The organism is Brevibacillus sp. B_LB10_24, assembly GCF_046036945.1.
Taxonomy (GTDB): Bacteria; Bacillota; Bacilli; order Brevibacillales; family Brevibacillaceae; genus Brevibacillus_C.
In genome coordinates this window covers 32,210-51,634 of record NZ_JBJQOQ010000007.1, presented here as the reverse complement: position 1 = coordinate 51,634, position 19,425 = coordinate 32,210, and the positions used below count along the sequence as shown (strand labels likewise).

The 19,425-nt window shown below is 52.3% G+C and carries 18 protein-coding genes and 1 pseudogene; 15 read left to right on the top strand and 4 right to left on the bottom strand.

Annotation, left to right across the window (positions count from 1 at the left end; genetic code table 11):
• Window positions 1-135 precede the first annotated feature (135 nt).
• Complete coding sequence (locus ACI7RC_RS08850; RefSeq protein WP_408107880.1) at window positions 136-690, bottom strand: hypothetical protein; 555 nt, start codon at window positions 688-690, stop codon at window positions 136-138.
• Between the two features lie 204 nt (window positions 691-894).
• Between ACI7RC_RS08850 and ACI7RC_RS08845 the strand changes: the two genes are divergently transcribed.
• From ACI7RC_RS08845 to ACI7RC_RS08785, 13 genes are all read left to right on the top strand, one after another.
• Window positions 895-1,539: a helix-turn-helix transcriptional regulator gene (locus ACI7RC_RS08845; protein WP_408107879.1), complete on the top strand. Its 645-nt coding sequence runs from the start codon at window positions 895-897 to the stop codon at window positions 1,537-1,539.
• A gap of 145 nt (window positions 1,540-1,684) precedes the next feature.
• Window positions 1,685-2,752 carry a TRAP transporter substrate-binding protein gene (locus ACI7RC_RS08840; protein WP_408107878.1) on the top strand — a complete coding sequence of 356 codons (1,068 nt, stop codon included), beginning with the start codon at window positions 1,685-1,687 and terminating at the stop codon, window positions 2,750-2,752.
• 69 nt (window positions 2,753-2,821) lie between these two features.
• Window positions 2,822-3,331 carry a TRAP transporter small permease gene (locus tag ACI7RC_RS08835; protein ID WP_408107877.1) on the top strand — a complete coding sequence of 170 codons (510 nt, stop codon included), beginning with the start codon at window positions 2,822-2,824 and terminating at the stop codon, window positions 3,329-3,331.
• A complete protein-coding gene (locus ACI7RC_RS08830; RefSeq protein WP_408107876.1) occupies window positions 3,328-4,602 on the top strand; it encodes a TRAP transporter large permease in 1,275 nt (424 codons plus the stop codon). Before ACI7RC_RS08835 ends, ACI7RC_RS08830 begins: the two co-directional genes overlap by 4 nt.
• A gap of 53 nt (window positions 4,603-4,655) precedes the next feature.
• Window positions 4,656-5,744 (top strand): alanine racemase, encoded by a 1,089-nt coding sequence (locus ACI7RC_RS08825; protein ID WP_408107875.1) that lies wholly within the window; start codon window positions 4,656-4,658, stop codon window positions 5,742-5,744.
• 14 nt (window positions 5,745-5,758) lie between these two features.
• The gene (locus tag ACI7RC_RS08820) at window positions 5,759-6,946 is read left to right on the top strand and encodes a M20 family metallopeptidase (protein WP_408107874.1); all 1,188 of its coding nucleotides are present in this window, start codon (window positions 5,759-5,761) and stop codon (window positions 6,944-6,946) included.
• Window positions 6,947-6,949: 3 nt separating this feature from the next.
• Window positions 6,950-8,116, top strand: coding sequence for a threonine synthase (gene thrC, locus ACI7RC_RS08815; protein WP_408107873.1), 1,167 nt, complete (start codon window positions 6,950-6,952; stop codon window positions 8,114-8,116).
• 13 nt (window positions 8,117-8,129) lie between these two features.
• Window positions 8,130-8,594: a RidA family protein gene (locus tag ACI7RC_RS08810; RefSeq protein ID WP_408107872.1), complete on the top strand. Its 465-nt coding sequence runs from the start codon at window positions 8,130-8,132 to the stop codon at window positions 8,592-8,594.
• 32 nt (window positions 8,595-8,626) lie between these two features.
• The gene (locus tag ACI7RC_RS08805) at window positions 8,627-9,421 is read left to right on the top strand and encodes a creatininase family protein (protein ID WP_408107871.1); all 795 of its coding nucleotides are present in this window, start codon (window positions 8,627-8,629) and stop codon (window positions 9,419-9,421) included.
• 41 nt (window positions 9,422-9,462) lie between these two features.
• Window positions 9,463-9,927, top strand: a complete 465-nt coding sequence (locus ACI7RC_RS08800) for a RidA family protein (RefSeq protein WP_408107870.1) — start codon at window positions 9,463-9,465, stop codon at window positions 9,925-9,927.
• Between the two features lie 19 nt (window positions 9,928-9,946).
• Entirely contained in the window at window positions 9,947-10,888 is a 942-nt protein-coding gene (locus ACI7RC_RS08795; protein WP_408107869.1) for a sugar kinase, read from the top strand.
• Window positions 10,889-10,905: 17 nt separating this feature from the next.
• Entirely contained in the window at window positions 10,906-11,565 is a 660-nt protein-coding gene (locus ACI7RC_RS08790) for a bifunctional 4-hydroxy-2-oxoglutarate aldolase/2-dehydro-3-deoxy-phosphogluconate aldolase (RefSeq protein WP_408107868.1), read from the top strand.
• Between the two features lie 58 nt (window positions 11,566-11,623).
• Window positions 11,624-12,586: a threonine ammonia-lyase gene (locus ACI7RC_RS08785; protein ID WP_408107867.1), complete on the top strand. Its 963-nt coding sequence runs from the start codon at window positions 11,624-11,626 to the stop codon at window positions 12,584-12,586.
• A gap of 201 nt (window positions 12,587-12,787) precedes the next feature.
• Here the strand turns inward: ACI7RC_RS08785 and ACI7RC_RS08780 are convergent, their stop codons facing one another.
• Entirely contained in the window at window positions 12,788-13,678 is an 891-nt protein-coding gene (locus ACI7RC_RS08780) for a LysR family transcriptional regulator (protein ID WP_408107866.1), read from the bottom strand.
• A 143-nt stretch (window positions 13,679-13,821) separates the two neighbouring features.
• Between ACI7RC_RS08780 and ACI7RC_RS08775 the strand changes: the two are divergent.
• Together ACI7RC_RS08775 and ACI7RC_RS08770 are read left to right on the top strand one after the other, a co-directional pair.
• Window positions 13,822-14,840: pseudogene (locus ACI7RC_RS08775) on the top strand (alpha/beta fold hydrolase).
• Between the two features lie 302 nt (window positions 14,841-15,142).
• Entirely contained in the window at window positions 15,143-15,598 is a 456-nt protein-coding gene (locus ACI7RC_RS08770; RefSeq protein ID WP_408107865.1) for an AraC family transcriptional regulator, read from the top strand.
• Between the two features lie 124 nt (window positions 15,599-15,722).
• Here the strand turns inward: ACI7RC_RS08770 and acnA are convergent, their stop codons facing one another.
• Together acnA and ACI7RC_RS08760 are read right to left on the bottom strand one after the other, a co-directional pair.
• Window positions 15,723-18,452: an aconitate hydratase AcnA gene (gene acnA, locus ACI7RC_RS08765; RefSeq protein WP_408107864.1), complete on the bottom strand. Its 2,730-nt coding sequence runs from the start codon at window positions 18,450-18,452 to the stop codon at window positions 15,723-15,725.
• Window positions 18,453-18,667: 215 nt separating this feature from the next.
• Complete coding sequence (locus ACI7RC_RS08760; protein WP_408107863.1) at window positions 18,668-19,372, bottom strand: molybdenum cofactor biosynthesis protein; 705 nt, start codon at window positions 19,370-19,372, stop codon at window positions 18,668-18,670.
• Window positions 19,373-19,425: the final 53 nt, after the last annotated feature.

The following is a 19,425-nucleotide window of genomic DNA, read 5'->3' as shown; positions in this document are numbered from 1 at the left end:
CACGTCTATATTATCACTAGGCGGCAGGGAACGGCAGATATTTTTATGGGGAGGCACTCACTGATTTGCACCGTCTACAGAAGCAAAAAAGAAAAACTTGAGCGGTGCAGCTGCTCAAGTTCCCGCACGAAGGATTTAACGGACCCTGCCCAGTCTTGTGACGAGCTTTCCCACCCCATCCAGATCAAGACCGTTCATAGCTGCAAAGCCGTACCCTGCCAGCGTAACTGTTTTCCCGCCGTAAACGGGGTATACCCCCTGCCACCCTCCGGAGACAGAGTAGATGGCGGGATCGGCAGTCGGATTGAGAAACAGGACATACCCTTCCGCCTGATTGGGCAGGGGGCCGGGATAGATGATAGGCAACGGGTTGTTTGTGCTGGGGGCGGGAGTGATTCCCGGGCGCAAAAGCTGGATCACGCTCTCATTTTTTCCTTTGAAGACCCTGGAAACGAAGACGGTTTGGACGAAGTTGTACAACCGGCCGTCTACATGATAAGACTTGATTGCTTTTTCGTCCGCTACCCCCGCAACGATCAGAGCGGACTGTCTGGTCAGTGCTGCTGCGCTTATATACTTGGTCTGATCGGTGTGCAGGTCGGCTATTGGAATGGCTGCAGTACTTTCCTCTGACAAAAAAACGCTGACCGTGAGTACGAGCGGAAAAAGGAGCTTGGCCAGTATGTTCACGCCTTTCCCCTCCAAAAGATTTTTTTCCATGCTTCTAGTGTCCGCAGCACTGGAAAAAGCATGCAACTGGCATCATTTGACAGCAAAATAGTCAGATTATAAATGAAAAATAGATTATTGACGCAAATAAAAATAAATGTTAAATTACAACTACAAATTAATTTTCTTGTTATCAAAAAAATTTTTAGATTGTGAGGGAGTGGCTTGGAAAACATAAAAGATGAACAGGCATTTTTAACCAACCTGATCAGGGGGATCGCTGCACAGTTTGGGGAAAAGTGCGAGGTCGTCCTTCACGATTTAAGCGGCGGCTACGAAAGCACCATTGTGGCCATCGAGAATGGCTATATAACCGGAAGAAAACCGGGAGACTGCGGCAGTAATTTGGGACTGGAGGTCTTGAGAGGCACTGTTGAGGATGGAGACCGGTACAACTATATCACACAGACAAAAGAGGGAAAAATCCTCAGGTCGTCTTCCGTATACATTAAAAACAGCCAGGGCAAGACCGTAGGCGCCATCTGCATCAACTTTGATATCTCCGACTTGATCGTCGCCGAAAACACACTTCGGTCCATTACCAAATACAGTCTGGAAAACGAAGTAAAAGAGGTTTTCGTCCGCGACGTAAACGAGTTGATTGATTTTTTGCTGCAAGAATGCCAAAAGGAAATCGGCAAACCCGTCTCGCATATGACCAAGGAAGACAAGATGAGAGCGATTTTGTACCTGGATAAAAAAGGGGCCTTTCACATCAAAAAAGCGGGGGACAAGGTCTGCAAGTTTTTGGATATCTCAAAATTCACTTTGTACAACTACTTGGATGAGGCCCGCAATTTGGAAGCATAGCTCTGGATGTGACCAAGCAGTCAGAGGAACAAATCAATCAGTTGTTCCCCCTGTTTGCCTTTAAGGGAGGTGAAAGCCAATGTAAGCATTAACAGGAATTGTAAGCGCAATCATAATAATATATGGAAAATTTAAGGGGGTCAATATGAAATCGTCTTGGTCAAAGCGTTTGGCTTATGGATTTTTTATCATGGTATTTTTGCTTTTAGCTGGCTGCGGAAATCAGGCCGCAGAATCGAATCAACAAGCGGGCGGAGCAGGCAAGAGCCAAGATTCCGGAAAAACCTACAAGTTTAAACTGGGCTTTAATACAAATGAACAGTCCGTGCGCTATGAAGCCGCCAAAAAATTCAAGGACGCCGTAGAGGAAAAGACGAACGGGCGAGTGGAAATCCAGATTTTCCCGTCCGAAACGCTTGGAACGGAGCAGGAGATGCTTGAATCCGTAAAGATTGGCGCCCTGGATTTCCAACTGGCCGGCGGCGGTTCGATGACCAATATCCTTCCGCAGTACGGAACACTGCAGCTCCCGTTCATGATCAACGGCTACGATGAGGCGTATGCGGTTCTGGATGGACCGATTGGAGACAGATGGAAGAAAGAAGCAGAAGAGTTCGGCTACAAGGTACTGGCTCATGCAGACCTCGGGTTTGCCCAGATTACCAACAACAAGCATCCGATCAAGTCACCGGAAGATATCGCAGGGGTCAAAATGAGAAGCCCGAATGAACCTACTTCGATCGAAACTTTCAACCAATTGGGCGCGATTACATCTACTATTCCTTTTTCAGAGCTTTATCTGGCCCTCTCGCAAGGCGTAGTGGACGGTCAGTTCAACCCGCTGGATGCCATCTACGACCAGAAATTTTACGAAGTGCAGAAATACTTAGCCATTACAAATCACTTTTACTATCACATCAATTTCATCATGAACAAAGGGTTGTGGGACAGTCTTGACCCCGAGCTGCAAACGATTATCCAGGATGCGGCCAACGAGGCGAGAGACCTGTCCAGAGAGCTGACGCAGAAGCGGAACTCCGAAGTGCTTGACAGCATGAAGGCCAACTTCGAGGAGATTACGGAGCCGGACATCGCGGCATTCAGGGCGAAGGTAGAGCCTGCCTATGCGAAGCTTGCGGATATCGTCGGGAAGCAAAACTTTGAAGAGGTGCAAAAATTCCTGGAAGAATATCGGGCAACACATAAGAAATAGTCCAGTTTTCAACGGGTCGGGCGCAGATGTACCTAAGCATCTGCGCCTGCCCTGAAAAGGAGTGTCCACATGAAAAGTTCTCTCGTGGCAGTAAACAGACTGATTGAAAGCATAACGAATGTCCTGGCTGTCGTTTCGAGCATTCTGATGGTTGTTTTGACCATCGTCGTTTTCTTGGACGTGTTTAGCAGGTATATTTTTAATCTTCCGTTTACATTTACGGGAGAGCTGACCGCCCTTATCTTTCCCTGGATCGTCTTTTTCGGCACCGTGATTATCACCAAAAACGATGAGAACGTTGCGATTACCGTCTTTAAGGAAAAATTCTTTGCCGGGAAATCCGGAAAATACGCTGATTTGATGATCTATCTCATCATGATTTTTTTCTCTGTTTTTCTGATTAAATCCAGCTTTGACCTGTCCGTTTCTGTGTACAGGCAGACGCTGCCGATCCTCGGGATCTCCAAATCGTGGATGTACATTTCCGAAACCTTTGCTTTCTGTCTGGTTTTACTCATTCTCATTTACAAAGCAATTCTACTCTTCTTTGGCAAGAAGAACATGGAGGAACAACAATGATCTGGATCATGATCGTCGGCCTATTTGTCCTGATAGCATTTGGCGTTCCCATTGCGTTTTCGATGGGAGCGGCAGCGTTGATGTACGTGCTGGTCGAGGGAATTCCGCTCTCGATCGTGGCGCAGCGCTTTTTCTCCAACACCCAATCATTTGCCTTCCTGGCCGTTCCGTTCTTTATTTTGGCTGGCAGTCTGATGGTACACGCCGGAATCGCCCAGCGGATTATCCAGTTGGCTCACTCGCTGGTGCGCTGGCTGCCGGGAGGACTGGGCTGCGTGTCTGTCGTGACCAACATGGTACTGGCCGGCGTTTCCGGTTCCAGTGTCGCGGATGCTGCTTCGGTTGGCTCCGTGCTCATTCCGGAGATGAAGAAAAAAGGCTATTCGTCATCCTTTGCCGCCTCGATCAACGCTTCAGCCAGCGTCGTAGGCATCATCATTCCGCCCAGCAGCACGATGATTATTATCGCCTGGCTGGCCAATCTGTCCGTGGCCAAGATGTTTATTGCCGGCGCCATCCCCGGCATTCTGATCTCCCTGGCTTATCTGGTGACGACGATCGTCATCTCCGTCAAGCGGGGCTATCCCCGTGAGCAGCGCCCTACATTCAAAGAAGTGGCGCAAGGTGTCATGCAAGCTTTTTGGGCGATTATCATGCCGATCTTCATGATCGGGGCGATCATCTTCGGTATTGCCACAGCGACGGAAGTAGCTGCCTTGTCAGCGGTTTACGCGTTTATCATCGGTTTTTTTGTCTACCGTTCCCTCGACGGGAAAAAGCTGATGGCGGCACTGAAAGAAACGGTCGTCGGCACGACTGTCGTGATGATGATCGTCTGTTCGTCTTCGATCTTCACCTACATCCTGATCAGCGAAGGAATCCCTGCGATGATCTCAAGCGCCCTGCTTGGCCTGGGAATCCCTGACTATCTGATGATTCTCATCCTGGTGCTGATTTTGTTCGTCGCCGGAATGATCATGGACCTCGTGCCCAACCTGTTTATTTTCATCCCGATCTTTTTCCCGATCGCGACCGGCATCGGCATGGATCCGATTCACTTTGCCATCGTCATGCTTTGTGCCCTGGCGCTGGGATTGTTTACGCCGCCTGTCGGCACCACGCTGTTCCTGTCGTGTCACCTGGCGAAGATCAAAGTGGAAAATACCTACAAGGATTTGATTCCGTACTTTGTCATTGGAGCGTTGGTCGTTATCTTGATCGCCTACATTCCGGGACTGGTCATGTGGCTGCCCGATGTGCTCATGAAGTAGCCTGACCGGTGCCTTATTGGCGAAAAAGCGAAGAAAGAAGGGTGTGTTCTCCAGTGAATCACGTTACACCGTATGTATCAGTAGATTTGGACAAAGTAGAAAAGAATATCACTGCGATGGTCGAGCGGCTGAGTCGAGCCGGGATCGACCACTGGCCGCACATCAAGACCCATAAGTGCATCGAATTGGCAAAAAAGCAGTTGGCAATGGGAGCGAAAGGCATCACCTGCGCAAAGCTGTCGGAGGCAGAGGTGATGGCAGAGGCGGGAATCGATGCCATCCTGATCGCTTTTCCGATCGTCGGGGAAGAAAATCTGCAGCGGCTGACACGGCTCGTTCAGAAGGTCAACGTCCTCCGCACCACGGTTGACAGCGTCGCCGTCGCCCGGGGATTGTCCGCAGCCGGTCAGGAAGCAGGACGAAAGCTGGAAGTGCTTATCGAGATTGACGGGGGCAGCCATCGCGGCGGAGTTCAGCCCGGGGCGCCTGTACTGGAGTTCGCCAGACAAATCGCGGGACTGCCGGGTATTGAGATCGCCGGGGTGTTTACGTACGTCGGCCAGATCTACGGCAAGTCATCCCCGGAGGAGCTAAAGGGAGAAACCAGGCGGGAGGCAGAGATCCTCTTGGAAGCCAAGCGGCTCCTGGAAGGAGACGGTATACCCGTACGCGTAATGTCGGGCGGCTCGACCCCGTCCAGTTACCTCGCTGAAGATCTGACAGGGATTACCGAAGCGCGCGCCGGCAACTACATTTTTGGCGATATGAACGCCGTCCATCTGGGGGTCTACACGGTACAGGACTGCGCCCTGCGGGTGCATGCCACGGTAGTCAGCGTGCCGCTGCCGGGCCATGCTACGATCGACGCCGGTTCGAAAACCTTGACCAGCGACCTCTCCGTGGCTGGAGATACGTATGGGTACATCGTCGGCAAGCCGGATGTAAAGATCGTGAAGTTAAATGAGGAACACGGTTACCTCCAGTTTGATCCTGCCAAGCACCACTTCCAGGTAGGGGACCGGATCGAGGTGATACCCAACCACAGCTGCGTCATCCCCAACCTCAACGATCACTTGTACGGGTATCGCCATGGCCAATTCGCGGGAACACTCAAGATCGACGCCCGCGGCAAGAACTACTAGGGAGACGAGAGGGTGTGAACAGCTTGCGTTCGATTCAAGAGGGAATCACAGCAAACTTTCATCAAGATGAAGTCATCGGCATCTTGCGGGAATTGATCCAAAAACAAAGCGAAAATCCGCTGGGAACGGAAGAAGAGGCGGGCCGGTATGTCCAAGCGCTGCTCGCGGAACACGGGATCAAGGCAGAACTCTCCTGGGCGGCTCCCAAAAGGCCCAATGTGATCGCCCGCCTGCAGGGTGTGCGGCCAGGCCCGTCAATGATCTACAACGGCCATCTCGACGTCGTGCCAGCGGGAAATCAATGGAGCATGGATCCGTTTGCGGGCATCGTCCAGGACGGCCGGGTGTACGGCAGGGGGGCTGCCGACATGAAATCGGGCGTGGCTGCCATGATCTACGCTGCCATCGTTTTGCAGCGGATGGGCAACCCGTTCGCCGGCGAGCTGATTCTGTTTTTCAATGCAGATGAGGAGCGTGGAAATATCGGGATGAAACACTTTTTGACGACGGACCTCACTGCTGATTGGGCTGTCATCAGCGAGCCGACGGAACTGAATATCTGCATTGCCCATCGCGGCGTGTCCAGATACCGGATCCAGACATTGGGGACACCCGGCCATGCTGCCGTTGTCACCAATCCCGACAATGCGATTTACAAGATGAATAAAATCATTCATAATTTAGAAAGTTTAGGAAATTCTTTAAGGCAGCGGGTCGATCCGCTTTTGGGTTCGGCATCGTTGAACGTCACCCAGATTCACGGCGGAACCGCACCCAATATCGTGCCGGGGAGCTGCGTGATCGAGATCGACCGCCGAATATTGCCGTCGGAGACATATGAGGAGATCCTGCAAGAGATTCGCGAATGCGTTGAGGAAGTGGCAGACGTCTCCGCCTATGAGCTTGAGTGCTCCTCCTATCTGGCGGCCAGCCAGATCGCGCCGGATCACCCGCTGGTCAAAGGAGTGGAGCAGGCAAACAACCTGGTCAGGGAGCAGGCGTGCCAGGTGAAAATATTCGAAGCCACCTGTGAAGCCCCGTTCTTTTCCGTCGACAAAGACATTCCCACGGTTGTCTTTGGACCAGGCTCTTTGAGTCAGGCCCATGTCAATGACGAGTATGTGGAGATTGCAGAAGTAGCGGACGCCTCACGCATCTTTGTCCAGCTCGCTTTGCAGATGCTGCGGGAGCAGGGGGAGTAGAACATGTATGCCATACGGCTGCGCTGCATAGGCTGCGGTAGTGAATATCCGCTGCTGCCGTACTACACATGTCCGGGGTGTGACGGATTGCTGGACGTCTGTTACGACTATCAGGCTCTGAAAGATCACCTGCAGCACGTTGGGGCGTTTTCCGGCGAACTGCTGCTGCCTGTCGTCCCAGAAAAGCTGATCTCTTTGGGCGAGGGGCGTACACCACTGGTAAAGGCTGAACGGCTGGCACAGAGGCTTGGTCTTTCAAACCTCTGGCTGAAGTGCGAATCTGTCAATCCGACCGGCTCTTTCAAGGACCGGCCAATCTCAGTCGGCGTCTCCAAGGCGGTGGAGTTCGGGTTTCGGCAGGTCGTGGTCGCTTCAAGCGGAAATGCCGCCGCCGCGGTCGCTGCCTACTGTGCTCGGGCGGGATTGGCCGCCACCATCCTCGTTCCCGAATCGACACCGGAGGAAAAGGTAAAACAGACTGCAGCCTACGGTGCCAAGGTGTTGAAGGTACCGGGTCCCTACAGCCAATCCTTCCACAGGGCGAAGGAAATGGCAGAACGGGAACAGATGTTTAACCTGACGACCACCTTTCTAAACCCTTACACGGTGGAAGGCGACAAAATGATCGCCTTTGAGCTCTGGGAGCAGATGAACCGGCGCGTGCCAGATGTCGTCTGTGTTCCCTTTGGCGCCGGGCCGGTGCTGGCAGGGATCTGGAAGGGCTTTGTCGAGCTGCGCGAGCTGGGCATGGCAAACGTGCTTCCACGGATCGCAGGGATTCAAGCAGCGGGCTGCAATCCCGTCGTTCAGGCATTTCAGGCTGGACGGAGTGAAGTAGAGCCGCAAAAAGCTCCTCGGACGATTGCTGGCGGAATCGGCGACGGTTTGGACGGATATGCCCAGGACGGCACCTATACGCTGCAAAAAATCAGGGAGTCATCCGGATTTGCCATGGATGTGTCGGACCGTCAAATTCTCGAAGCCCAGGCCTGGCTGGCAAAAGACGAGGGGATTCTCGTGGAGCCTTCCGCTGCTGCGGGGGTCGCCGGATTGGCGAAGAGTCTGCAGACACGGCAGATCGGCAATAGCGAGACGGTCGCAGTGATCTTGACAGGACACGGCCTAAAGGATTTGGCTTCATTTGATGCCATGTTGGAAAACCAATCATGAGAAAGCTGGTGAAATGATGTCTATCGAACAAAAATTAGCAGAGTTGAATATCGTCCTTCCCGACGTCGCCGAACCCAAGTTTTGCTTTGTCCCCGTCAATCAAACGGGCAACCTGGCGTATACCTCCGGACAGGACTGCCGGGTGAACGGGGTGTTGATCTACAAAGGAAAGCTGGGGCAGGATTTGACGATCGAGCAAGGCCAGGCGGCTGCGCGCCAATGTATGATCAACTGCCTGGCGGTGTTGAAATGGCATCTTGGCAGCTTGGATAAGATTAAAAAAGTAGTCAAGGTTTTGGGCTTTGTCAACAGTGCGCCGGGATTTTCCGATCAGCCCTATGTGATGAACGGGGCCTCCGAGCTGCTGGTAGAAGTGTTCGGAGAAAAAGGCAAACACGCCAGATCGGCAATCGGAACCAATGAACTCCCGTTCGATACTCCGGTTGAAGTAGAGATCATTGTAGAAGTGGAAGCGTGAGAGAATCGCCGGAAAAGAGAGGGGAGACCGTGATGAGTACAGCCAATCAAGCGATGATTGAACTCGGCCGGATGACCACCTTTGAAGCTGGAGAGCGGTTCAAGCAGGTGGAAGCGGCCATTATACCCGTTGGCTCCACAGAACAGCACGGCTACAACATGACATTGGATACCGATACACGCCTGGCCCATGGGGTTGCGAACAAAATAGCCGAACGGATGTATCCGCGCCTGCTTGTTCTCCCTCCAATCCCTGTTGGTGTTTCCTATCATCACATGGATTTTGCGGGGAGCATGACGCTGTCCCCGGCCACACTGCAAGCTGTCGTTTTTGACTATATCAAAAGCATGAAACGGCATGGAATCAAGCGTTTCCTGCTGATGAACGGCCATGGCGGCAATCAGACGACGCTCTCCGTGGCGTCTACAGTTGCCAGACATGAGCTTGGCGTTCAAATTGCCAACATCTTTTACTGGAACCTGGCGTCAGAGGAAATATCCAGCAAGGTAAAATCCGTCCGGTACGGACACGCCTGTGAAGCCGAAGCGTCTTTTGGATTGTACCTCGATCCCGGGATTGTCAGGGCGGATGACCTGCACGCTGCTGAGATGCTGGATTACCCTCTTGTCTTTAGCCAGTTTGAGCCGGGACCGCGGGTAGACTATCCGTACAGTTGGAAGCAGCTGACAAAAGATGGATCGTTCGGTGATGCCCGGGATGCATCACTGCAGCTTGGACAAGAAATCATCGATCTTGTCATCCTGCGGATGGAGCGTTTTATTGAAGACTTTCTCAAGCTTGATCCCGTGGAGGCAGAATCATTGTAACCATCACAGCTGCCAACTTGAATAAAAAGGAGTCTGGAACTATGGCAAGGATCGAACAAAAATTAGCTGAAATGGGTATCACATTGCCGCCAGCACCGAAACCGGCCGCGATTTACCAGCCAGCCAAGCGGGTAGGCAATCTTGTCTACCTGTCAGGCCAGGACTGCCGGGTTGACGGAGTATTGAAGTACAAGGGGAAAATAGGCTCCGATTTAACGGTTGAGCAGGGCTACGATGCTGCAAGGCTGACGGGAATTAACTGCCTGGCTGTCTTGAAGGAATTTTTAGGTGATTTGGACAAAGTAAAACAGATTGTGAAAGTTCTGGCGTTCGTCAATTCCGCGGATGGCTTTGCCGAACAGCCATATGTGATAAACGGATGTTCCGAATTGTTTGTCGAGGTGTTTGGCGAAATAGGCAAACACGCCCGCTCTGCGATCTCCTCCAACGAGCTGCCCTTTCACACGCCAGTTGAAGTCGAAGTCATTGTAGAAATCGAAGATTAAATCAGTAAGGATGGATACCATGGATGTAGTTACCTTTGGCGAGACGATGGTCCTGTTTTACCCCCCTACCGTAGGGCCGCTGCGGTTTGCGACTACGTTTCACCGGTCGATTGGCGGTGCCGAGTCCAACGTTGCCATTTGCCTTGCCCGGTTGGGCCACCAGGCAGGATGGTTCAGCCGATTGGGAAACGACGAGTTTGGCGTGTACGTACAAAATTTTATCAGGGGGGAAGGTGTTGATACCTCCCGGGTCCGCTTTGACGACCAGTTTCCCACGGGACTGTTTTTTAAAGAGCGCCAGGCGATGCAAGAACCGAGAGTCACCTATTACCGCAAGGATTCGGCTGCCAGCAAACTGTCGCCGGCGGATGTGGACGAGGAGTACCTCAGCCGGGCAAAGTTCCTTCACCTGTCGGGAATAACCCCTGCGCTTGGCCCATCCTGTCTGGATGCGGTTCACCATGCCATCACCCTGGCGAAAAAACACGGACTAACCGTCGTGTTCGACCCCAATATTCGCCTTAAGCTTTGGACGAAGGAGCGTGCACGGGAGGTGCTGCTGGAGGTTGCCAAACGGTGCGACATCGTCATGCCGGGTCTGGAGGAGGGAGAAATCCTGACCGGACAGACGGCCCCGGAAGAAATCGCCAAGGTCTTTTTACAAAATGGCGTCAACCTGGCCGTGATCAAACTGGGGGAAAAAGGGGCGTACTATGCCACTTCCGAAGCCGGTGAGTACGTTCCCGGGTATCCTGTTCTGCAAATCGTCGATCCAATCGGTGCCGGCGACGGTTTTGCCGGCGGGTTCCTGTCGGGGCTCATCCGCGGCTGGCCGTACCGGAAAGCGGTAGAATTGGGAAACCGCATTGGTGCGTACGCCTTGACGGTAGCCGGTGATGTGGAAGGATATCCGTTCGAATCGCAGATTTTTTCAGACCAGACAAAAGAGATCAAAAGGTAGAGGGGAGAAGGGTACAGATGCTGCCGATCATAGAGTTGCTCGGAAAGCTGACGGAATCGGGAGTGATTGCCGTCATCAGGCGGGTGCCGGAAGACAAGGTTGACAAAGTTGCGGAAAGCTTGGTCGAAGGCGGAGTGACGGCCCTGGAAGTGACCGTCGACTCGCCGGGAGCGTTCGATGCGATCCGCCGACTCTCTCAAAACCTGAAAGGGCAGGCGATTGTCGGAGCGGGAACTGTCATTGACAGTGAGTCGGCCAGGTTGGCGATCGCCAGCGGGGCTGATTTTATCTTTAGTCCGAGTCTTCATCAAGACGTCATCCGAACCTCGCTGCGATATGGAAAAATCGCCATACCCGGGGTGATGACACCGACAGAAATCATCACCGCCATGGAGTGGGGGGCGGCGATGGTGAAGGTTTTTCCGGCAGCGACACTGGGCGTTTCGTACATCAAGGACGTCAAGGGTCCCTTCCCCCATGTTCCGATCGTCGTCACGGGCGGAATCGATCTGAACAAATTGGCCGCCTTCGTACAGGCTGGAGTCGCTGCCGTTGGCATTGGCGGCCACCTGGTCAACCGGCAGGCCGTCGAAACCGGAGATTTTGCCAAGCTGACGGAACTGGCTGCCCAGTATACCCAAGCGGTCAAACAGGCGCGCAGCGGCCGGCAATCGTGATTCGTTTCACAACCATAGCGAACGGGCATACGTGAAGATCCAGGAGGAGTGAAGACTCGTGTACGTTTCCCTTTCAGATATTCAACGGGCGAGAGAAAACCTGGCCGGTGTGATACAGGCAACTCCCTTGCAGTACTCGAAGACATGCAGCAACCTGTCGGGAAATGAAATCTATTTTAAGCCCGAGAACCTGCAAAAGACAGGGTCGTTTAAGGTGCGGGGGGCATATCATAAAATTTCCCATCTGACTGCGGCGGAAAAAAGCGCCGGCGTCGTCGCCTTCTCAGCCGGAAATCACGGCGCGGGAACAGCCTATGCAGCCAGCCTGCTTGGCGTAAAGGCAACCATCTCCATGCCGACGGAGCCGGTTCAAAGCAAAAAGGCGGCGGTGATCGGATACGGTGCCAGGGTGATCGACGGCGGGAGCACGTCCATCACGATGTACCAGCGTGCTTTGGAATTGAGCCAAAGCGAAGGGCTGACCATGGTCCATCCGTTTGACGACTTGTTGACGATCGCCGGCCAAGGAACGATTGGCCTGGAAATACTTGAGGAGCTTCCCGACGTGGAAGCAGTGATCATTCCTGTCGGCGGCGGCGGGTTGATTTCCGGGGTGGCGGCTGCCTTAAAGGAAAGCAAGCCCGCCATCCAGGTGATCGGCGTCAATCCGGAAGGGGCAAGATCGATGTACGAATCGGTCGTCACCGGCCGTCTGACAGAGGTCGATCAGCTTGAGACGATGGCCGACGGTCTCAAGGCCAAGCGGGTTGGCGAGACGACGTTTGCCCATGCGCAAAAATACGTTGACGAGATGGTACTGGTATCCGAAGAGGAGATCGCCAAGGCGGCAGTTCTGCTGGCGGCGAGAGGAAAGCTGGTGGCCGAGCCTTCGGGGGCGGCCGCGCTTGCCGCGATGGTCTTTCAGAAAACCGGGTTGAGAGGGAAAAAGACTGTGGTGCTGGTCAGCGGGGGAAATGTAGACATGAAGCTGTTCGCTGACTTGATCGTAAGGCATATGTAAATTCCAGTTAAAAAAGCTTGTCCCTTCCAGTTTCATGGAAGGGTTATTTTTTTGGGATTTTCGGAAAATATGGTTGAAACCAACCCATTTACACAATGAGTTGAAATCTGTGCCTGGAGGTTGTCTACGACAAGGTAGCATTGGACGAGAAAATAAAGTCCTAGACTACCGCTGTTTTATTGAGCTATCATATCCAATCGTTTAGCGTATAGCGATAACCTCCCTTGCTGCTTCTATGAAAGATAATATGATTGGTGAAAGCCACTTGTCTTTATGCCATAACATCTGTGTATACACGTGCAAGTCCGGAATTTGCCATGGAAGAGCAACAAGTTCGCCCCGTTCAACTTCGGCTTTCGCTGTTATTTCAGGAAGAAAGGCAATACCGATTCCCGTAATTGCACATTGTTTAATGGCTTCGGCACTTTGAAACTCTAAATACGTAATACTATCAATGCCCTCTTTCTCAAATGACCGGTCAAACATGGTTCGATAGGGACAACCCTTTTCATTCGTCAGGAACACTTCTCCGTGAAAATCTTCCAGCTGCAGCACAGCTCGTTTCGCTAGTGGATGGTCTGGAGCGACGAAAAGGCGGAAAGTTTCTTCCACCAGCGGCTCCACTGCAAGTCCGCTCGAGCGAATGGGTTCGTCCAACATAAAGACGACATCCGCGACTCCCTCAAAGAGCGTTTCCTTGAGCTCTTGATTTGGAACGGAGCGGAAGATAAGACGAACTCCCGGATGGCGCGAACGAAATAGGTGAAAGACAACGGGAAGCCGATAGGCGCAAAGAACCTCGTTGGCACTTATCGTTAGGGTGCCGCTTAGATTTTCATTGTCATGAACGACGCTGCGAGCTTCGTCCAATTTGTTTAGAACGCTTTGGATATGAGTTAAAAATCGTTTACCTGCAGTTGTGAGAACGAGCTGCTTGCCCAAGCGGTCAAAGAGACGAACACCAAGCTCATCCTCCAATGCTTTTATTTGCATCGTGACGTTGGAGGGGACGTAGCTCAACACTTCAGCAGCCCGACTGAAATTTAAAGTTGATGCAACCGTGCGGAACGTAATCAGTTGGCGCAATTCCATCATACGATCCCCCTTTTACTTTCAATAATATTGAATACTACTTTGAATTTTATTCACTTTTATTGATGGTACCACAGGCCTATACTAAGTACAAGAAATACATTTTAAATGTGTGATTTCATTTTGAAGGGAGCGACAATACGATGGATTATGAGATTTTTGATTTGGGTGACGTAACCTTGCAATCAGGAGTGACGTTACCGAGCGCTTTCCTTGCGTATAAGACTTATGGAAGATTGAATGAAAAGAAAGATAATGTCATCGTCTATCCAACTGCTTTTGGCGACCAGCATGTTCAGAATGAATGGTTGATTGGAAACGGCATGGCACTAGATCCGAGAGAATATTTCATTATCGTTCCAAATCTGCTGGGCAACGGATTATCTTCGTCTCCCAGTAACACGCCTCCCCCATTCGACCGGGCTAATTTCCCGCAGGTAACCGTCTATGACAACGTTACATTGCAGCATCGGCTGGTGACAGAAAAATTCGGCATTCAAAAGATCGCTCTCGTCGTTGGATGGTCAATGGGAGGTATTCAAGCATTCCAATGGGGAGCAAGTTATCCAGACATGGTGGAACGAATTGCACCTTTCGCCGGAGTCGCCAAGACTTGGCCCATACGTTTGTGGTCCTGGACGGAATGAAAGCTGCACTCATGGCTGCAGCCCGCTTCGATTCAAGTAAACAAAACCAGTTGACTTCTGCAGACATGCGCGCGGTTGGCCGTGTCTATGCGGGATGGGGCTTATCGCAGGCGTTTTACAGAGAGGAACTTTATCGTGAGCTGGGATATGACTCATTGGCAGATTTTGTGGCTGGCGTCTGGGAAGATAGCTTTATGAAGATGGATCCGCACAATGTCCTGGCCATGTTATGGACAGGCCAAAATGCAGATATTAGTGCAAACCCCTCCTATAACGGAGATTTCGATGAGGCGCTCAAAAGCATTAAAGCGCTTGCCTGCGTCATGCCGGGGAGCACGGATCTCTTCTGCACGGCGGACGATAACGAATACGAGGCTAAGCTTATACCTCATGCTGTTTTTAATCCGATCGAGTCGATCTGGGGCCATTTTGCCGGTCGCGGAATCAACCGTGCCGATAATAAATTTATTGATGACAACCTAAAACGCTTGTTGGAGCTTCGTACAAACGGATAGACCATCATTAGCTTTGGAGTGTCCGATTTTTCTCGAACTATATTACCAGGTAATGTGGGAACAATTTGTCTCGTCGGTCATTTCTCTCTTGAATGAACGATCCTGCCCGATCGTATTAGGAGGTCGCCAGAACTTACTGGTCGACCTCCTTTTTGTGTGGGTGAGGGAGCGCACTGTGTACGCCCGAACACCCTTTTTTATAATAAAATTACCAATTTTTTTAAAAAACGAATGAATATCATTTTAAATCATGATAGCATTCGAAATGTATCACAAATAAATAAAGAAAGGAAAATGAAACGATGAATATGAAAGTCGAAACTCTTCCAAAATATCGCATTGCATATGTGCGACAAGTTGGTCCATATGGTCCTGCCAATACGCAAGCAATGGAAAAATTAAAAAAATGGGCTGAGAAGAAAAACCTGCTGACTGAATCGGTAATCATATTCGGAATTCCGCAAGATAACCCTGAAACAACACTTCCTGAAAACTGCAGATATGATGCATGTGTTGTCATTTCAAAGGATTTTCAAATGGATGGTTCCATTGGCGAAAGTGAACTTTCTGGTGGAAAATATCTTATTTTCAAAGTCAGACATACAGGGGAAGATATTCAAAAAGCATGGAGTGAAATTTTCCTATATGTACCAAACAGCGGATATCAAATGGACAACAAACCGATTTTAGAAAGATACACGGGTAATATGATTAAGGATGATTTTTGCGAAATATGTGTACCGATCAAACCGTTATAGTCTTTGTCCGCTTGGAGATAGCATGGTATAAAAACCCGGAGCCCGGTACAATAGCCGGACTCCGGGTTTTTACATATAAAGGCAAGGCCCATGTCGCGCTGACATGGGCCTTTTCCCTGTATGCTTAGCTTACCGGCACTTGTTTTTGATCCATCATTTGACGGAGAACAGCTTGGAGGATACCTCCGTTGCGGTAGTAGTCAACGTCTACCATGCTGTCGAGGCGGACGACCGCATCGAAGTCAAACTGGCTGCCGTCTTGGCGGGTAACGTGTACTTTGACGTTTTGTCCAGGCTGCACGTTGTCACTCAGTCCCAGGATGTCAAAGGTTTCCGTGCCATCCAGGTTGAGTGAATGCCAGCTTGCACCGTCTGCAAATTGCAGCGGCAGAACGCCCATGCCTACCAGGTTGGAGCGGTGAATGCGCTCGAAGCTCTCAGCGATGACTGCCTTGACTCCCAGCAGGAAGGTACCTTTTGCCGCCCAGTCGCGGGAGCTTCCCGTTCCGTACTCTTTACCGGCGATGACGACCAGCGGCGTATCAGCTGCTTGGTATTTCATGGAGGCATCGTAGATCGACATGACTTCATCGGTTGGCAGGTACTTGGTCACGCCGCCTTCCGTACCAGGTGCGACTTGGTTGCGGATGCGAATGTTGGCAAACGTACCGCGCATCATCACATCGTGGCTGCCGCGGCGGGAACCGTAGGAGTTGAAGTCTTTGCGCTCCACTCCCTTGGACTGCAGATAGAGACCGGCCGGGCTGGTTGGCGAGATGTTTCCTGCTGGCGAGATGTGGTCAGTCGTGACGGAATCTCCGAGCAGGGCCAGTGTTTTCGCGCCTTTGATTTCACCGATATGTCCCACTTCCGGAGACAGATCCTTGAAGAACGGCGGTTCCTGAATGTAGGTGGAGTTGGCATCCCACTCGTACAGGTCGCCGGTCGGCACGTCGATTTTGTTCCAGCTGTCGTTTGCCGTGAAGACTTGGGCGTACTGAGCGCGGAACAGTTCCGGGTTCATCGCCTTGCTCATGACCTCGGCGATTTCTTGCGGCGTCGGCCAGATGTCTTTCAGGTACACCGGGTTACCATGTTTGTCCTCGCCAAGCGGTTCCTTCTCCAGGTCGATGTCGACGGTTCCAGCCAGCGCGTATGCGATGACGAGCGGCGGAGAAGCCAGGTAGTTCGCTTTGACCAGCGCGTGAATGCGTCCTTCAAAGTTGCGGTTTCCGGACAGTACGGCTGCTACCGTCATGTCGTTGTCGGCGATCGCTTTGCTGACTTCATCCGGCAGCGGACCGGAGTTTCCGATACAAGTCGTGCAGCCGTAGCCGACGACGTTGAAGCCAAGGGCGTCGAGCGAATCCATCAGGCCGGCATCGACGAGGTACTGTGTGACGACGCGAGAGCCAGGAGCGAGCGAGCTCTTGACATAGCCCGGTTTTTTCAGGCCTTTTTCTACTGCCTTCTTAGCGAGCAGTCCGGCACCCAACATAACGCTCGGGTTGGAGGTGTTGGTACAGGAGGTGATGGCCGCGATGACGACAGCTCCTGTTTTCATCGTGCTGGTTTCGCCGTTTGGATGCTGCACTTCTACGCTTTTGGCGATCTTGTCTTCTTCGAGACCGAAGCCGCCTTTGTCGATTGGAGTGCGCAGGCTTTGGTTGAAAGCTTCTTTCATATGTGTCAGCTCTACCCGGTCTTGCGGGCGCTTCGGTCCTGCCAAGCTGGGAACAACCGTAGACAGATCGAGCTCCAGCGTGTCGGAGAAGACCGGATCCGGGGTAGCGTCCGTACGGAACAAGCCTTGTGCTTTGGTATAGGTTTCGACCAATTGAATCAGCTCTTCGCTGCGGCCGGTTTGGCGCAGGTAGTTGAGCGTTTCGGCATCGACAGGGAAGAAGCCCATCGTTGCGCCGTACTCAGGAGCCATGTTGGCCACGGTGGCGCGGTCTGCAAGCGAGATGTTGGAGAGGCCGGGTCCGTAGAATTCGACGAACTTGCCGACAACCCCTTTTTTCCGCAGCATTTGCGTTACGGTCAGGGCCAGGTCGGTAGCGGTAGCTCCCGGCTTCAACGTACCGGTCAGCTTAAAGCCGACGACTTCAGGGGTTACGAAGTAGAGCGGCTGCCCCAGCATCCCCGCTTCTGCCTCGATGCCGCCGACACCCCAGCCGAGCACGCCCAAACCGTTGATCATCGTGGTATGGGAGTCGGTACCGACCAGTGAGTCCGGGAACGCGACGACTTCGCCGTCGATCTCGCGGGTGCCGACAACCGTTGCCAGGTATTCCAGGTTTACTTGGTGAACGATCCCTGTAGCCGGCGGTACGGCACGGAAGTTGTCAAATGCCGTTTGCGCCCAGCGCAGGAAGCGGTAGCGCTCTTCGTTGCGTTCAAATTCCAGTTTCATGTTGGCTGCCAGCGCATCTGCCGAACCAAATTCGTCTACCATGACAGAGTGGTCGATGACCAGATCCACAGGTACCAGCGGGTTAATCCGTTTCGGATCGCCGCCGCTCTTTTTCATCGCGACGCGCATTGCCGCCAAGTCGACGACAGCCGGTACGCCGGTGAAGTCCTGCAGAACGATCCGGGCAGGAGCCAATGGCACTTCCTGGTTGGCATCGCGCCCTTTGGCCCAATTGGCCAGCTGCTGAACGTGTTCTTTGGTGATCGCGCGGCCGTCAAACTGGCGAACCGCAGCTTCGAGCAGCACTTTAATCGAGAAAGGCAGCTTGGAAACTTGCCCGATGCCTTGTTCTTCAAGGCCCTGGATGCGATAGTACGCATACGCTTTGTCCTGCACAGTCAATGACGATTTTACTGAGTAAGCGTCTTTGTTAGCCATACGTATTGCCTCCTTTATTATATAGAAGAAATGGCTGGGAAAAGATTCTGGTTTCACCAGATGAAACGACGTTTCGTTTCTGTTCGAGTACATTATACTTGATTCCTGGCAAATCTTCCACCCTATTTTCACACAATGTTCAAAGTTGCCCCCGGTCACCTATGTAGGCAGCCGCAGGATGTTCGCAATTCGCAAGCATCTTGCGGCAGCAGTGGTCATGCAGACGGATCTGCAGGTGCGAGCGGGTTCCAGGGCCCCTGCTGATGTCCCTTCCACTCGCTGCCGTCCTCCCACATTTCCTTTTTCCAGATCGGGACGATCTGTTTCAACCGCTCGATCGCATAACGGCCTGCTTCAAATGACTCATTCCGGTGCGGCGTGGCCACGGCAATGATCACGGCGATTTCCTCGATGGATAATTGTCCGATTCGATGGTGCATGGCGACCTGCGTCCCCGGCCAGCGCTCTTCGATTTCGGCTGCAATCTGTTTCATTTTCTCCACAGCCATCGGGGCGTATGCTTCATAGGACAGATATACCGTCCGCTGTCCTTTGGTGAACTCCCGAACCGTACCGACAAAAGTAAGGACAGCTCCGGCATGCGGGTTGGACACGAGTTTGATCAGTGTATCTGCGCTGAGCGCCTCTTCTGTCACCAAAAACCGCGAGGAGTCTTCCCCGCCGCTGACTGGGGGGATCAGCGCCACTTCCGCATTCGCGGGCACCGTCTGATCCGGTGCGGCGTATTCCTGGTTAAGCGAGACAAAGCAGCTGGGTAAGAGCGATGCCAGAGCTGGGGAGGTTTGTCCGATTTGCTCGATCAGCATTTGTACAGTCGCCCCCTCGGGAATTTCCACTTCGAGCTGGCGTGTTCCCGCACGCTCAGCCAAACCGGCAAAAAGCAGAACAGATACTCTCATCTACGATTCCTCACTTCCCATTTATGACTCTGTTTCGGAACAGGATAGAATTC

What these genes read in the sequence shown, in the direction of transcription:
- ACI7RC_RS08840 (WP_408107878.1), top strand. Translation starts at nt 1,685, where the DNA reads ATGAAATCGTCTTGGTCAAAGCGTTTGGCTTATGGATTTTTTATCATG.
- ACI7RC_RS08835 (WP_408107877.1), top strand. Translation starts at nt 2,822, where the DNA reads ATGAAAAGTTCTCTCGTGGCAGTAAACAGACTGATTGAAAGCATAACG.
- ACI7RC_RS08830 (WP_408107876.1), top strand. Translation starts at nt 3,328, where the DNA reads ATGATCTGGATCATGATCGTCGGCCTATTTGTCCTGATAGCATTTGGC.
- thrC (WP_408107873.1), top strand. Translation starts at nt 6,950, where the DNA reads ATGTATGCCATACGGCTGCGCTGCATAGGCTGCGGTAGTGAATATCCG.
- ACI7RC_RS08810 (WP_408107872.1), top strand. Translation starts at nt 8,130, where the DNA reads ATGATGTCTATCGAACAAAAATTAGCAGAGTTGAATATCGTCCTTCCC.
- ACI7RC_RS08805 (WP_408107871.1), top strand. Translation starts at nt 8,627, where the DNA reads ATGAGTACAGCCAATCAAGCGATGATTGAACTCGGCCGGATGACCACC.
- ACI7RC_RS08800 (WP_408107870.1), top strand. Translation starts at nt 9,463, where the DNA reads ATGGCAAGGATCGAACAAAAATTAGCTGAAATGGGTATCACATTGCCG.
- ACI7RC_RS08795 (WP_408107869.1), top strand. Translation starts at nt 9,947, where the DNA reads ATGGATGTAGTTACCTTTGGCGAGACGATGGTCCTGTTTTACCCCCCT.
- ACI7RC_RS08790 (WP_408107868.1), top strand. Translation starts at nt 10,906, where the DNA reads ATGCTGCCGATCATAGAGTTGCTCGGAAAGCTGACGGAATCGGGAGTG.
- ACI7RC_RS08780 (WP_408107866.1), bottom strand. Translation starts at nt 13,678, where the DNA reads ATGGAATTGCGCCAACTGATTACGTTCCGCACGGTTGCATCAACTTTA.
- ACI7RC_RS08770 (WP_408107865.1), top strand. Translation starts at nt 15,143, where the DNA reads ATGAATATGAAAGTCGAAACTCTTCCAAAATATCGCATTGCATATGTG.
- acnA (WP_408107864.1), bottom strand. Translation starts at nt 18,452, where the DNA reads ATGGCTAACAAAGACGCTTACTCAGTAAAATCGTCATTGACTGTGCAG.
- ACI7RC_RS08760 (WP_408107863.1), bottom strand. Translation starts at nt 19,372, where the DNA reads ATGAGAGTATCTGTTCTGCTTTTTGCCGGTTTGGCTGAGCGTGCGGGA.